This window comes from Kitasatospora sp. NPDC056446, from assembly GCF_042796115.1.
Taxonomy (GTDB): domain Bacteria; phylum Actinomycetota; class Actinomycetes; order Streptomycetales; family Streptomycetaceae; genus Kitasatospora.
Genome location: NZ_JBHTRF010000072.1, coordinates 19,201 through 33,254 on the forward strand (window position 1 = coordinate 19,201; position 14,054 = coordinate 33,254).

The window sequence follows — 14,054 nt, forward strand, 5'->3', positions numbered from 1 at the left end:
CGAGGCGCCCAGGCTCGGCGCAGGGGTCAGAGCCGTCGAAGCGCCCGCTCGCACTCACGGCATCGCCGGTCCTCGAACTCTGCTGGATACCACGCCTCCCCGTAACCGCCCCGGTAGTGCGTGTGCACCAACGGGTCGGTACGGATGCCACAGAGCGTCGTCGGCAGCGGGTCCTCCGGCACCTCAGGATCGCTCGCGGCGGCGTGGACCGACCGGATGAAGCCGGGGTCTGCTTCATCCGGGTCGAACCCCTCAAGAACCTCCAGTAGCACCAGTACACCCATACCTCGACGGTGCCCGCAGCGACTGGAGAGCGCACGCTGAGAACCCTCCGAGCGGGGTTGCCGAACGCGGCTCGGTAACCCCGCTAGCTGGGGCGGGCCAGCTCGATGGCGGCCGGCCCGAGCCTCAGCACACTGACGTCGAGCCCGTCAGGGTCGGAGACGTGGACAGCGTCGGCGATCCGGATGGCGCTGTTGACGAGAAGTTCCCCCACCTCCGTGCAGGACGGCCCCTTTCGCCAGGTCAGGCAACGGCTGGTGTTGCTCCGGCGGGCGGGAACGATCTCGGCGGTGTGGGGCCAGTGCCTCCACCAGGTGCTCGCGCGCACCATCAGCCGACTGCGCAACGGCGTACACGGAGTGGGGGCCCAGTGCGGGGAAGCACTTTCCTCTGCACCCGTGACACCCGAGGTGTGCCAGAACGAGAGGTTCTCCGGGGTCTCGTCGGAGCCGGTTTCCCACCGCAGGCGGTGGTTCATCGAACGCACGCTGCCGCGGTGGAATTCGCGCAGTTCAAGACGCCCTTGCGTGGGCAGGTGGAGCAGGTGGACGGCGCGAGAAGAGACGCGTTCGATCCGCAGGCCGGGGATGCCGAAGTGCACATGTGAGCCGTCAGCGTAGGTCACGGTTTTCGGTAGCAGGTAGTTCGCTACCCGTGGGGCCACGCTCACCTGCATCGTCAGCTGATGTGGCGCGGGCATGATCCACTCGTAGTACCCGGCGAGACCACGGAAGGACCGTCCGCCGCGATGGTCCCAGGGGTGGGAGTGACTGGAGCTGAACAGCAGGTCCCACAGCAGGGCCTGGAAGTTCTCCTGGCCGGCGTCCTTGGTGTCCAGCTCGATCCGCCCGTTGACTGCGGTCGCCCACAGCACACGCTCGGGCACGGACAGCAGAGCCAGGTACGACTTGAGGCGCGCACGGTCGTTGGCATGCGGCATTGAAGATCCTCGCTGGCGACAGCCCGGACTGCGCCGCGAAGTGAGACGGTGGTGTCGTCTGAGGGCACGGCGAATCTTGAGGAGGTTGGGCATCCCACCCGTCGGCTCCGAGCACAATTCGTCCGGGCGAACGGCCAGCCGTGGACCACCTCCGGGCCCAAGTAAGAGGGTAGGGGTACCTGCTGCGATCAGCGCCTCGCCACGCCGCGGACCAGCAGAGCCCACGCCTTCGCCAGGAGAACCAACCTGACCGAGCGTGCCGACCCGGTTGGTTCTAGTGAACCTGCCGGTGGCTGTCCGAGGCGCGGCGTAGTCTTCGCGCGGGCACGGACGTCCCGACGCGCGGTGCGCCGGACTCCTGCCGTTGAGGAGTGGGGCATGCCACTGACGTCGCAGCAGCGGATCGAGAAGCTGAGCCGCTGGACGAAGCCTCCAAGTAAGGCAGAGGAGGAACGCCTGGACCGTGCAAAGCGCATGGTCACCAACGCGGTCCGTCGACACCCGCCCTTCGCGAACTTGGGGCTGATCGTTGAGCCGAAGGGCTCCTGGGCGAACAACACGAATGTCAGCAGCGACAGCGACATGGACATCAAGGTGGAGTTCACCCAGCGAGTCTTCCGCGGCAACGTGGGCGGGATGGAGTTCTGGCAACTGGCCTTGCAGAAGGGCAGTTACACGGGCTCCTGGACACCGGAGGTATTCAGGAGCGAACTCAGGATTGCGCTCAAGTCGGCCTCCGACCGCGTCGACGCCAGCCACAACGTGGCCTTCTACGTCCCGAGCGTTCCCGGTAGCCGGCCTGACACCGACGTGGTGCCCTGCTTCACCTACCAGTACGAGCCCGTCTTCGGCCCGCCCAGCCGGGGCACAGTCGTGTTCACCCAGGACGGCAAGCACATAGTGAACTGGTCCCAGCAGCAGTTGGAGAACGGCCGGGCGAAGAACAACCGGACCGGCCGCGGCTACAAGTTCGCGGTGCGCGCGTTGAAGTCGGTGGAGAACGACCTCGCCGCCATGGGGGCGATCAAGGAACTCCCCTCGTACTTCATGGAGTGCCTGATCTACAACGTCCCGGACGACGTCTTGAAGGCGCCCTCGTTTGACAGGACCTTCGAAGGGGCCCTCGCACATCTCAGGTACCAGTTCAACTTCTGGGCGTGGAACGCTGACCCGAACGGCATGGTCGAGCCCAACGGCATTAAGAAGCTCTTCGGCCCCACTCAGAAGTGGAGCAAGGACGACGCCAAGCAGCTGCTCGACGCTGCCTGGAAGTACCTCGGCTACGAAGGATGACACCGCGATGAGCTCGCCTGCCCAGTCGGTCCGATGGGGCGCCGGTACCGCCTCCACCCTGTACGGGGTACTTCTCTACGTCCTCGGGCTACACCCCGAGGAGCACCTCAAGTACGCCTTCGCCTACACCCCCGCCCTTCTCAGCTACCTGGTCATCGTCTTCGACAAGTGGGCCTGGAGATGGCCGGGCATCCACCGCATCGTCGGGCACCCGCGTATGGAGGGTACTTGGCGCACGACCCTTCATCCCAGCCCGGAGAGCCACATCCCGGCCGGCGGGAACCGCGGCCCGATACGGGCATACCTGACGATCGAGCAGTCCTACTGGACGCTCCACGCCACCTTGAGGACGGCGGAGAGCGCCTCCCGCTCCAGCAACTCGACGATCGAGAAGCGGGACGGCTCCGGCATCACCGAGCTGAGGTTCCTCTACGAGAACACCCCGCAGGTCGTCCACCAGAACCGCAGCCCGGTTCACACCGGCGCGTGCCGGATCACGCTGGCCGGTAGGTCGCCCAGGTCCATGAACGGCCGTTACTACACCGACCGCTTCACCGCTGGCGACATGGAGCTGGTCTTGGTCGACAGGAACACCGAGCACAGCACCTTCGCAGAGGCCGAAACCGCGGATACCTCCAACACGTGAACCAAGCGGGCCTGTTGAGCCCGCTTGGCCAGGCTGTACGCGGAGGGTGCGGGTGGCGTTGCCACCCGCACCCTTGCGATAGGCCAGCCAGCTGGTACCGGTCAGCCCCCGGTCGCGGTCAGGACCGCCGGTTGCCCGGTCGGGATCGGTCGCCAGTCCTGCGCCGCGGTGCCAGCAGGGGCCGTGCGGGAACCACCGGCGCGGGCTGTGCTGCCCGGCGGGTAATGCGGTTCTTCACGCGGTGCAGTTCCTCAGCCCGGCCACGGTGTTGGCGCTGCACCGTGCGCGGGGACGACTTCGAGGGCTTGGCCGTAGGCTCCTCGCGCCACGGCCGGTCGGTAGTGGACCGCTGGCGGCCCGTCCGCGTCGCCGCCCGCTGGCCGAGGGCCTGCCGGATCAGGTCGACGATGAAGGTCAGGGTGAAGACGAGCACCTTCGCGGTGACCTCGTCGGAGAACGTCGGCAGGAGGTGGTGCACGGTGGGCCCCCAGTGTGAGGTGGTGCCGCCTCGATGGCGGTGATGTGACGGCTCGTCCGGCCCGCAGTCGGTGGGACGGTGTGCCGAGGCGGCACCGGGCGGTGGCCTGGACCGGAAGTGGCCTGGGCGCGAACGGGGTCGGGAGAGATGCCTCTAACACCCGGTGGCCTGCGGTTTCCGCAGCCGGGAGTGGTCGGACATACTGGGGGCGCTCCTGTTCATGGGAATGGCGGTGAGCAGGCTGACCCGCGGCGCCTGAGAAACGTGCGGGTGGCCAAGGTTGGACTGAGGCCGGGGGCTGGAACCCCTGGCCTCAGCTCTTGGTCGAGGTGAAGGTGCCGTCTGGGTTGGGCCAGACAACTTCGATCCCGAGTCCCGCGCACAGGTCGCGCAGGTCGGAGAGGGGATCGGACGGCAGGAGGACCGCCATGTTGGCCGGTGCGCCCGGTCGCCGGTGTAGGTCGAGAAGGTAGCCGATCGCGGATCGTACGGCTTCGCGAGAGACGGAGGACTTCACCTCGTACACGGTGTCGCTGGTGGCGTCCACCAAGTCCGTAGTGATGGTGTTGCTCCCGTCTCTGGTGGTGAGCCGCAGCCGGGTTGTGGTGTGACCGAGATTGGCCAGGTGGGCCCCGAGGCTTTGGAGGAGGACACCTTCGCGTCGGACGCTCGACTCCCGGGCGACAACCGCGCTCGGCCGGCGGGCCAATGCGGAGGCTTCCTGCCACATCCGCTCGGAAGGGCGAGGGGGAATCGTCTTGTGGGTTTCGGCGGCGGAATCGGACAGCACACACGAGAGATGGATGACGCCGGGCTGAGGGCGCAACCGGAAGATGATCACGCGCCGGTCCTGGCCGCGCTTGTCCGGGGAGTCCACCAGGTAGTAGGGCTCGTTGTAGTCGATCTCGTACCGACCGACGTACCGGAAGCGCTCCTCAGCGAGGGAGCCGTCGTAGAGCGCAGTACACGCCTCAAAGACGTGGATCGGGCGGCCGGTTCGCTTGTGGTCCAGGACTGCCTTGTTGGACTGAGCGAATTGGTGGTCGCCGTCGTTGCCCTCTCCGAGCAGGTGCAGGACGCCCTCGCCGTCTTGTGCGTTGACGGGGAGGTTGGGGTCGATGTTGTGGTCGTGTCGGTAGCTGAGGAAGACGAGGATGCCGTTGTCCTTGGTGGGCGAAATTGCACCCTGAGGGCGCCCGCCGAAGGTCTTGTGAACCTCCCTGCGGGTGAGCTCAGCACCAGGTTTCAACTTCTCCGTCATCGTCACCTCCATGCCAGTAATCTACCCCCCTCCAAGCTTAGGTGCAACAAGAGCTAAACGCGTCACCTAGGTCTTGTTGCACCTTCCCTTTCCTGTAGTGGGTCCGGCATGAGCGATGGCCAGGTGCCGCCGCAGGTGCCGCCATCGCCTGGCGGCTGGCCGACGCCGCCGAACTGCGGCCCGCCATGCCGACTTGCCGCGCTCCAGCGGGTGCAGTACGGGGGCGGGAGGCGGCCCCATCGCGGCCCGCCGCCGGTAGCGGATAGGACCGTCGCCTGGATCGAGCGGCTCATCGAGCCGCCCCAGTGCCCCTGGCCGACGCATGGCTGCTGGTGCACGCTGCCTTGAGCTGCGAATCGCACCGACTGTCAAGACACCTTGACAGCGCGTCACAGGCTGAGAACCCTGGTGCCCGTACTCCCTGGACGCGAGGGGCACGGCATGCCATGGATTGACGAGAGCAAGCGCCACCGGGGTTTCCCGGCGGCGGTGTTGGCGGACGGCAGCGAGCCGGCACCGCTGCCGGACGGACGCACCACCTGGTGGCTCTACAACGGTGCGGATGGCCCGCGGGCCACTGCGGTGCGCGGCGGTTGCGGCTGCGGCTGGCGGGGTGAGCGGCTGCACCTGTTGGACTTCGGTGACGACGTGGCGACCGAGGCGGTCGGCGAGGCTAACGGTCCGTTCGCGGACTGGGAGTGTCACGTCGACCTGGTCGAGGGTGTCGTGCCGCGCGAGGTCGAGGAGCTGGTCGCGGCTCTGGTTGACCAGATCTGCGACCTGACGGAGAGCAGGCCGTACGCCGCCGCCCGTGCGGCGGCCCGGTTCGAGCGCGCCGCCGGCTCGACCGCGCTGCTGGCAGGCCGCAAGGCCCGCAGCAGCATGATGACCTGGGAGTACATCGGCCGCGCCTTCGGCTGCTCGCCAGAAGCGGCGTTGGAGCGGTTTGGCGAGGAGCTGCCCGACGTCGACCAGGGTGAAGAGGTGTAGGTCGCGAGCCATCACGCGTCGCGCCGGTCGCCGGTGGCAGGCCCGATTGGCTGATCGGAGCCCTGGGCCCGGACGCCGCGGTCCGGGCCCGCCATGCTGTCGAGAGGTTCGGCACCGTACCCGCCGGGCTCTGTCGGCCGACCCTCGCCGTGCCGCTCTCCTGGTCCGGCCAGGTTGGTCACGCACCAGCCCTTAGCGGAGGGCCGACCGCCCGACCGTCTGCATCGCGAGCGCGTGGGCGAGGTGCGCGCTTGTGGCAAGGAGGTCTTCGCGCGCGAGACGGCCGACGTTGTCCAGGACGGTGCGCTCCTCGGAGATCAGTTCGCTCGTAAGACGAGTAAGGACGGGCGTGCCGAAGTCGGCAAGCCGGGTGTCGGCGGCGTCCCGGAATTCCAAGGAGGGCTGGGGATGCCCGCCCGCCGGAACGAGAATCAGGCCGGCCACCGGGATGTCGTTTGCCAGTGTGCGGAGATTCCGCTCTCGCCATACCGTCGCGGACTCGGCTGGAGTCAGATCCACGTGGCGGCCCGAGTCCGTGGCATGTAGGCCGCCGGCACTCGCGACAGCGATCGTGGTTGTGTAGCCCGGGTCCTCCACCGCGACCACGAACCGATCGGTGATGCCGTCGAGCATCGTGGGACCCAGGAATCCGCGGTAGTTGTCCGAGATGCTGTCCGCCAGGATGATCCAGTCGAAGTCGGCTCGGGCCTGCGGGATGAGCTTCTCCAACGTTTCCCAGGAGTGGCTTCCCACGTGGAGGTGAAGCTCTCCCGGGCCATTGGTGAGGCGAAGACGCTGCCAGGGTGCATCGCCTGTCGGGGCCATCGGACGGGTGCGTACCGGCCACGTCGGAGCGGGATACGCCGCTGGCTGCCTGGATGCCTCCATGACGTCGTGAACGACGAGCACCCGCCACCCCTGCAGGGCCCAGCCGGCGGCTACATGCAGGGCGATCTTCCAGGACGAGGTCTTGCTCAGGGAGCAGCCCACCGACTCAAGCTGCACGACCAGTCCGGGGTTCCGGCCGTGCCCGTCCGAGGGCGGAAGCATGCTCTTGCGTCCGGGATGGAGCGGCGAGATCTTGTTCCTCACAAGGGTTTCCGCGAGGACGGTGAACGGCCTGGGACGGCGTGCTGGCCGGTGCTCTGAGATGGCCCGAACAGTTCGTACGGTCAGCACTCCGTTCCACCCGTGGCCAGACTCCCGGGGGACGAACCGCATCCGGCACTCCTCCGGTCCACACGCGTGGCTCGCCCGATCCCAGATGAGGTCGGGCCCTGCAATCGCGTCGCCCAGGAGTCGGGGAATGCGTTCGTCGTGGACTGCGGTCCTCGGGGTGACGATGCGGTCGAGCAGCCAGTCGACGCCGTGCTCGACTTCCGAACTGGAGATCCTCAGATCCAGATGGCCCTCCAGACGTGTCCAGATTCCAGGACGGCGCAGCAGGGTGCTAGCCAGGAACTGCGAGGTCCTAACCGGCGGTGTGACGGGGCTGGGCTTTTGTCGGCTCACCCGAAGAACGGCCCTGCGGCCGTGCACAAGCTTCGGCTTAGGCAGCGGCGAACTGGTGCTCCAGAGAACCCGATGCCCTCGCGCTTTGGTGACTACCGCGTGTTCTGCCAGGAGTTCAGCCAGGTCAGCACCTTCGGTCCACAGCCGCAATTCCCCGCTGGCCTGCTTGTGGTCGAAGGCCACGTGCACAGCGGTACGGACGGGTCGGGCCAGGAGGCCGGCGATCCCGTGGATTGTCTTGTCTCGGGCCCGGGCCGGGAGTAGATCGAGCACTGGTCGGAATGCCTCGGGCCCGGCGAGATGGACGTCCAGCCGATTCGGCAGCGGGCTCACATCGATGACGCCGAACGGAGCCGTGCCCAGATCAACGCTAGTTGTGCTGCGGGCGACCGTGGAGAGAAAAAGGGCTTCGAGAAGCGCCTGTGTCCCCTCGGCCTGGGGAATGAGGCGAGCGAAGCTGTCGAACTGGCCAATGTGGAGTCGGACCACTTCGAGCGGCTCTTGGGTGAAGTCGGCGCGCGCGGCTGCCGCTTGCTGGTGCATCATGATCGCTTCCACTCTGGAGAAGTGAGGTGCCCCGACCCGGCGCGAGCTGACGCAAATACGTGATGTGTTGTCCCTGGCGATGGCATGCGGACAAACGCGAAGAAGGTTCTCCGACGGTGCCGACAGGTCGGATAAGGCACCCGGATCTGGCCCCTCGCACGGGCCAGGCTGATGCCAGACAATAGAGCATTGCGGCTGGCGCCTTCCGCGTCCGGTGGACTTATTCACCCGATCGGGGGATGAGGTGAGTGGCCGACAAGCCCGCGGTGCGCAGTCGCCACCGCGGTCCTGTGGAACCGGATGGTTCAGCTGGCACGGCCTTCGGAGGGGCTGTGGGCTGGGGCTGCGCCAGATTCGTGGAGCGAAGCAAGCGCCCGTGAACAAGCAGGTGGACCTCCAAGCGAGATCGCTAACTTGAGCTGAGTCGCTATCACGAGGTCGGATAGTTGTCGACGACGTCGAGCACCAGTGCTGCATGCGAGATGTTGAAGTACTCGCGCCCGCGTATCGGAGTTGCCCCCGAAAGTCGAAGCGCGGCTCTCACTGCCCGCTCCATCTCCAATGCGACACCGTCCGGAAGGTCAGTCAGCACTCGAAGTCGGGTCGTATATCCATCGCTCGCATGATTGTTCAGCCGGGGCTCAGGGGACCCAGAAGTGATTCCGAACTTGAGTGCGCCTATGGGGCCGTTCATGACGACATAGAAGACGTCCCAAGATTTTCCCGCACATGCCGAGCAGATTCCCTGACCGCGCTTTACGTCGCTGGGGGTCGGAGTGGATTGGTGACCGAATTCGCACCGGACGAGGTGGGGAAATTTTGCTCCAAGCCACTTTCTTGTGAGAACCTGCCCGCTCTGCTCTGCCACTAGGCGATGGAATTCTATGAAGGCCGCTGATGGGCTCCGTCTGGCGCATGCGGCGCAAACTCCACCTCCCTGTTGCACGGCACTCGGCGTTGGTGTGCCGGTATGGCCTTGAGCGCAGCGCACTCGATGCGGAACGCTGTTCCCAAGCCAGTCCTGTTCGAGGACAGTCCCGCCTTGCTCGGCCACACGGTCTTGGAACGCCACCCATGCCGTCTCCGAATCGCGGCCTACACAAGTTGGGCAGAATCCGCCGCGCTGCTGCACGTTGTTCGGCCTCGGCGTGCTCGCATGTCCTGCGGAACAGATCACCCGATGGCCCGTCAAGGCGCCGAGCCAGTGTGGTTCAACTACGGTCCCACCCGACTCCGCGATGTGATCTCGGAAATCCCGCCAAGCCACCTCAGGGTCGAGGCCGACGCACGTCAGGCAGATTCCCTGGCCCTTCTTTACATTGCTTGGTGTAGGGGCCGTCTGGTGGCCGTTGCGGCAGATCGCGCGGTGTGGTGATCTGGCGCCGAGCCAGTCGTCTTCCAGGAGGGTTGCACCCATCTGCTCCATCTGGAGTTGGAAGGATTTCCAGGCGCGCATTGATCGCGCGATCAACATTCGACGTTCTTTCGCTAGAGATCGGTTCGACGGATGTCGTTGGCCAGCTGCGGATCGCGCCGGGGGCGGATGCTCCGCCGGTAGCTGCCTAATAACAGAAGGGCGTAGCAGTGGAGCCAGACATTACTGCACACCGAGGATCGGCTAGAATGCGTCGCCGAAAGAAAGCTGGCCCGGTGATTCTTGATGCGACCGCGCCTTGCGGCCGTATCGGAATCGGATTCCCAACAATCTGGCAGGTGGACGGAGTCGATAGTTCAGAAATCGGCCATCCGTAGTGTGGTGGCCTTCGGATGCGTTGCACCAGATGCAAAGATAGCCACGCAGCATGCCGGTGGCGTGATCGTGGTCCTGAACCAATCTGAATTCTCGGAGGCGGCCGACCGCGGACTGATCTTCCCGCCACCAACAGATCGCACAGCGACCCTGCTGCCAATCGAACAGGGAGGCGGTATCCGACGCCCAGTGCGCTCCTCCCGTGTCGGGGAGCGGCCAAAACCAGCATGCCGGCCAGATGTGCGGCAGCCATCGATTGACAAACGGCTCTGCCCATCGGCGCAGCAAGATCACACCTTCCCGCTCCTCGGCGGTCATGCATTGGTGGCAGGAAGGTGTCCCTGCTGCGACGTGTCCATTGCAGCTGCTGGCTGCTTCACAGCGGGCTCCCACCCAGTCGCGCCTCACAATGGCTCGCGCGGCCAGCACCTGCTCCACGAAGTCGGGAGTCATGACGGAAGAGTCAGCGATCAACTGGCCCTCGCAAAGTAGTCGCTCGCCTACCCTGCGCAAACGAGCCCGATTGCATCATGGCTGGCTGCACTGACAACTGACCCAGGTCAGCCGTGACGGCTGGTGGCGGGCAGGGCGACCGACTGCGAGGGCGGCACCGTTCAGCGTCAGGGCGGAGTGTGAGTGACTGGCGGGGGGTGTCCAAGGCTCAGGAGATGACGCAAGTGGGGCCCGTCACCCTCTGTGGCGAGAGCAACGGGCCCCGAGGCCGATCAGTTTGACTGACGCCTCGTTAGCTACTGGCGTCGCCATTTCACACTCGTTTCACACGAGGGCGAGGACGGGCGAGTAAAAGCGAGAGCTTCTGAGAGGCGTTTTCGCAGGTCAGAGGCCATGAAAGGGGCCCCTGGCCAAGTGGCCCATGGAGGCCGATCTAGAGGTCGTAGTAGAGCTCGAACTCGTGGGGGTGGGGGCGCAGGGCGATCGGGGCGATCTCGTTGGTGCGCTTGAAGTCGATCCAGGTCTCGATCAGGTCCGGGGTGAAGACGTTGCCCGCGAGCAGGTACTCGTGGTCGGCCTCCAGGGCCTCCAGGACGGCCGGGAGGGAGGAGGGCACCTGGGGGACGTTGGCGTGCTCCTCGGGGGCCAGCTCGTAGAGGTCCTTGTCGACCGGCTGCAGCGGCTCGATCTTGTTGCGGATGCCGTCGAGGCCGGCCATCAGCATGGCGGAGAAGGCCAGGTAGGGGTTGGAGGACGGGTCCGGTGCGCGGAACTCGATGCGCTTGGCCTTGGCGTTGGAGCCGGTGATCGGGATGCGGATCGCGGCCGAGCGGTTGCGCTGCGAGTAGACCAGGTTGACCGGCGCCTCGAAGCCCGGCACCAGGCGGTGGTAGGAGTTCACCGAGGGGTTGGTGAAGGCCAGCAGCGAGGGGGCGTGCCGCAGGAGGCCGCCGATGTAGTAGCGGGCGGTGTCGGAGAGTCCGGCGTAGCCCTGCTCGTCGTAGAAGAGCGGCGAGCCGTCGGTCCACAGCGACTGGTGGACGTGCATGCCCGAGCCGTTGTCGCCGAAGATCGGCTTCGGCATGAAGGTGGCGGTCTTGCCGTTCCGCCAGGCGACGTTCTTGATGATGTACTTGAACAGCATCAGGTCGTCGGCGGCGTGCAGCAGGGTGTTGAACTTGTAGTTGATCTCCGCCTGCCCGGCCGTGCCGACCTCGTGGTGCTGGCGCTCGACCTCCAGTCCGGCCTTGGCCAGCTCCAGCGACATCTCGGCGCGCAGGTCGGCGAAGTGGTCGACCGGCGGGACGGGGAAGTAGCCGCCCTTGTACTTGACCTTGTAGCCGCGTGCGTCGCCCTCGGCGGTGCCGCTGTTCCAGGCGCCGGCCTCCGAGTCGATGTGGTAGAAGGACGCGTTGGCGCTGGTCTCGAAGCGGACCGAGTCGAAGACGTAGAACTCGGCCTCGGGGCCGAAGAACGCGGTGTCGGCGATGCCGGAGGAGGCGAGGTAGGCCTCGGCCTTCTTGGCGACGTTGCGCGGGTCGCGGCTGTACGCCTCGCCGGTGACCGGGTCCTGGATGAAGAAGTTGATGTTGAGGTGCTTCTCGGTCCGGAAGGGGTCGAGCCGGGCCGTGGCGAGGTCCGGGACCAGGGCCATGTCGGACTCGTGGATGGCCTGGAAACCGCGGATCGACGAGCCGTCGAACATCAGGATCTCGGACGGATCGAAGGTCGCCGCAGGTACGGAGAAGTGCTGCAGGACGCCAGGCAGGTCACAGAAACGGACATCGACGAATTTCACGTCGTTGTCCTGGATGAACTGCTTCACTTCGGCGGCGTTGTTGAACATCCATCCTCCTCGGTGTTGCGAATTTGGCTCACCCTAGGAATGGGGCGTTTCCAGTCGGTGACCCGCTCGTTTCCTAGATGTTAACCGCGCCCCCCGGGCGGGTGGCAAAGGCGTACGGGACGGGGCAAATCACCCCGCCCACCTGGGCGGGTGTCTCCAAGTGGTCTGGACCACTTGGAAAGCCGCCGGGAACGCCCGGCCGCAGGATTCACCCGGTCGGGGACGGCACCCCGTCCGGAGGGGTGCCGGTGACGGCGCGGGCCGTCAGCCCGGTTAGTGTGGATTCGTGGACACCAGAGAAGCGTTGGGATCGTGGATCGACGGCCCCAAGGCGGCCGCCGAGAAGATGGGCACCGACTTCGGCTATCGCGGCGAGCGCCTCGGACTGCCCGAGCAGGGCTCCGGCTCGATCGCCGGGCCCGGTCGCCGGATCGGCGCGCTGTTCGTCGACGGCTGGCTGGTCGCGCTGATCTCCTACGGGCTCATCGCCCGGGGCGACCAGGCCGAGGCCAACCTGTGGACCAGCCCGCTGTACTTCGTCGTCGTGGCCCTGCTGCTCGCCACGACCGGCACCACGGTCGGCAAGCGGCTGTTCGGCCTGCGGGTGATCCGCCTGGACGGCGGCCGCGCGACCATCCCGCAGGTCCTGCTGCGCACCCTGCTGCTCTGCCTGGTGGTGCCCCCGCTGGTCTGGGACCGCGACACCCGGGGCCTGCACGACAAGGCCGTCGGCACCGTCGAGGTCCGGATCTGAGGTCCGGGCCTGACGTCGGGGTCCGAGGTCCGGATCCCGAGGTCGGGGCCTGCGGGCTGTCTGTCGGCACGAGCGGAACGCCGTACACCTGGAACGGCCGGAAACAACGGAACGGCCCCGCTGCGGAGTTTCCGCGGCGGGGCCGTTCCGTGTCGTAGGGGGGAAAGTCAGCGGACCTGGCCGCCCTTGGGCATCCGGGCGCCCTTGGGCATCGGGCCCTTGGGGATCGGCGCCTTGGAGAGCAGGTCGCCCAGCGCGCGCAGGCGGTCGTTGGTCTCGGTGACCTGGGCCGCGGAGATGGCGCGGGGCAGGCGCATGAGGTGGATCTGCAGCTTCTTCAGCGGGATCTCACCCTCGCCGGTGCCCACCACGATGTCGTGGACCGGCACGTCGCCGACCACACGGGCCATCTTCTTCTTCTCGGACGCCAGCAGCTGGCGGACCCGGTTCGGGTTGCCCTCGCCGATCAGCGCGATGCCGGCCCGGCCCACCGCGCGGTAGACCGCGTCCTGGTTGCGGGTGACCGCGACCGGGGTGGTGTTGGAGCTCCAGCCGCGCCGGATGTTGTTCAGCACCGCGGCGACCGCGCCCGGCTGCCCCTCCATCTGTCCGAACGCCGCGCGCTCGGCCCGGCGCCCGAAGACGATCGCCATGGCCAGTACGGCCACGATGAAGCCCAGGATCCCCAGGTAGACGGGGTGGTCGATCGCGAAGCCGATGGCGAGGAACACGCCGAAGGTCAGCAGGCCGACGCCGGCGATGATCAGGCCGATCTTGGTGTCGACCTTCTTGGTCATGGTGTATGCCAAGCGGATCTGCTTCAGCCGCCCGGGGTTCTCGGATGTTTCCCTCGCCATAACGCTCATGGTACGTGGCACGGGTACGGGATATCCAAGCCCGGGTACCCGTTCGCCCGAACCGTGACCCGTGTGCCCGTACTCGGTCGCGCACAGCGACGCTGGGGCGGGGTCGGCGTCGCGCTGAGCGACGCCCGGCCTCCCCGGGGTACGGACGCGCCGTCACATCCGTCGGGACGGTGCCGTCACCGCCGTACGGACCGGGCTCCCGCCGTCCCCGCCGCACCGCCGGCCGTCCCGCTCTCCGTCGCGTCGTGCCGCCGGTCCGCCGCGTGCCGACGGTCCTCGCACACCGCCGTCCAGGCGTTGCGCCGCGCGTGCCGCTGGCCGGGCGCCAGCAGGACGCTTTCGGCGAACCGCAGCGCCACCCCCACCGACCGGATCCGCATCTCCATGCCGAACAGCTCCTCTCGTGGCTGAGAAGAATCGAACGCTTGCTGGGCGTC

At 66.8% G+C, this 14,054-nt stretch carries 13 protein-coding genes; 4 read left to right on the top strand and 9 right to left on the bottom strand.

Going from position 1 to position 14,054, the window contains the following annotated elements; all coding sequences use genetic code 11:
• Positions 1 to 26 precede the first annotated feature (26 nt).
• Entirely contained in the window at positions 27 to 284 is a 258-nt protein-coding gene (locus ACFQ6N_RS31910; protein ID WP_380656665.1) for a hypothetical protein, read from the bottom strand.
• An 83-nt stretch (positions 285 to 367) separates the two neighbouring features.
• A complete protein-coding gene (locus tag ACFQ6N_RS31915; RefSeq protein WP_380656667.1) occupies positions 368 to 1,222 on the bottom strand; it encodes a hypothetical protein in 855 nt (284 codons plus the stop codon).
• A gap of 378 nt (positions 1,223 to 1,600) precedes the next feature.
• Here ACFQ6N_RS31915 and ACFQ6N_RS31920 point away from each other — a divergent pair, with 378 nt between their 5' ends.
• Positions 1,601 to 2,515, top strand: coding sequence for a hypothetical protein (locus ACFQ6N_RS31920; protein ID WP_380656670.1), 915 nt, complete (start codon positions 1,601 to 1,603; stop codon positions 2,513 to 2,515).
• A 7-nt stretch (positions 2,516 to 2,522) separates the two neighbouring features.
• On the top strand, positions 2,523 to 3,161 hold the full coding sequence (locus tag ACFQ6N_RS31925; protein WP_380656673.1) for a hypothetical protein: 639 nt from the start codon (positions 2,523 to 2,525) through the stop codon (positions 3,159 to 3,161).
• 118 nt (positions 3,162 to 3,279) lie between these two features.
• Here the strand turns inward: ACFQ6N_RS31925 and ACFQ6N_RS31930 are convergent, their stop codons facing one another.
• Positions 3,280 to 3,639 (bottom strand): hypothetical protein, encoded by a 360-nt coding sequence (locus tag ACFQ6N_RS31930; protein WP_380656676.1) that lies wholly within the window; start codon positions 3,637 to 3,639, stop codon positions 3,280 to 3,282.
• Between the two features lie 313 nt (positions 3,640 to 3,952).
• Complete coding sequence (locus ACFQ6N_RS31935) at positions 3,953 to 4,912, bottom strand: hypothetical protein (protein ID WP_380656679.1); 960 nt, start codon at positions 4,910 to 4,912, stop codon at positions 3,953 to 3,955.
• 429 nt (positions 4,913 to 5,341) lie between these two features.
• Here ACFQ6N_RS31935 and ACFQ6N_RS31940 point away from each other — a divergent pair, with 429 nt between their 5' ends.
• Positions 5,342 to 5,890 (top strand): hypothetical protein, encoded by a 549-nt coding sequence (locus tag ACFQ6N_RS31940; RefSeq protein WP_380656682.1) that lies wholly within the window; start codon positions 5,342 to 5,344, stop codon positions 5,888 to 5,890.
• A gap of 192 nt (positions 5,891 to 6,082) precedes the next feature.
• On the opposite strand, the gene ACFQ6N_RS31945 is transcribed toward ACFQ6N_RS31940, so the two are convergent.
• The 3 genes from ACFQ6N_RS31945 to glnA form a co-directional block, all read right to left on the bottom strand.
• Positions 6,083 to 7,960 carry a hypothetical protein gene (locus ACFQ6N_RS31945; RefSeq protein WP_380656684.1) on the bottom strand — a complete coding sequence of 626 codons (1,878 nt, stop codon included), beginning with the start codon at positions 7,958 to 7,960 and terminating at the stop codon, positions 6,083 to 6,085.
• A gap of 1,606 nt (positions 7,961 to 9,566) precedes the next feature.
• Positions 9,567 to 10,151 (bottom strand): endonuclease domain-containing protein, encoded by a 585-nt coding sequence (locus tag ACFQ6N_RS31950; protein WP_380656687.1) that lies wholly within the window; start codon positions 10,149 to 10,151, stop codon positions 9,567 to 9,569.
• A gap of 433 nt (positions 10,152 to 10,584) precedes the next feature.
• A complete protein-coding gene (glnA, locus tag ACFQ6N_RS31955; RefSeq protein WP_380656690.1) occupies positions 10,585 to 11,997 on the bottom strand; it encodes a type I glutamate--ammonia ligase in 1,413 nt (470 codons plus the stop codon).
• Between the two features lie 286 nt (positions 11,998 to 12,283).
• Between glnA and ACFQ6N_RS31960 the strand changes: the two genes are divergently transcribed.
• Positions 12,284 to 12,751: an RDD family protein gene (locus ACFQ6N_RS31960; protein WP_380656693.1), complete on the top strand. Its 468-nt coding sequence runs from the start codon at positions 12,284 to 12,286 to the stop codon at positions 12,749 to 12,751.
• A 167-nt stretch (positions 12,752 to 12,918) separates the two neighbouring features.
• Here the strand turns inward: ACFQ6N_RS31960 and ACFQ6N_RS31965 are convergent, their stop codons facing one another.
• Positions 12,919 to 13,608, bottom strand: coding sequence for a DUF4191 domain-containing protein (locus tag ACFQ6N_RS31965; protein WP_380656696.1), 690 nt, complete (start codon positions 13,606 to 13,608; stop codon positions 12,919 to 12,921).
• A 185-nt stretch (positions 13,609 to 13,793) separates the two neighbouring features.
• On the bottom strand, positions 13,794 to 14,003 hold the full coding sequence (locus ACFQ6N_RS31970; RefSeq protein WP_380656721.1) for a hypothetical protein: 210 nt from the start codon (positions 14,001 to 14,003) through the stop codon (positions 13,794 to 13,796).
• Positions 14,004 to 14,054: the final 51 nt, after the last annotated feature.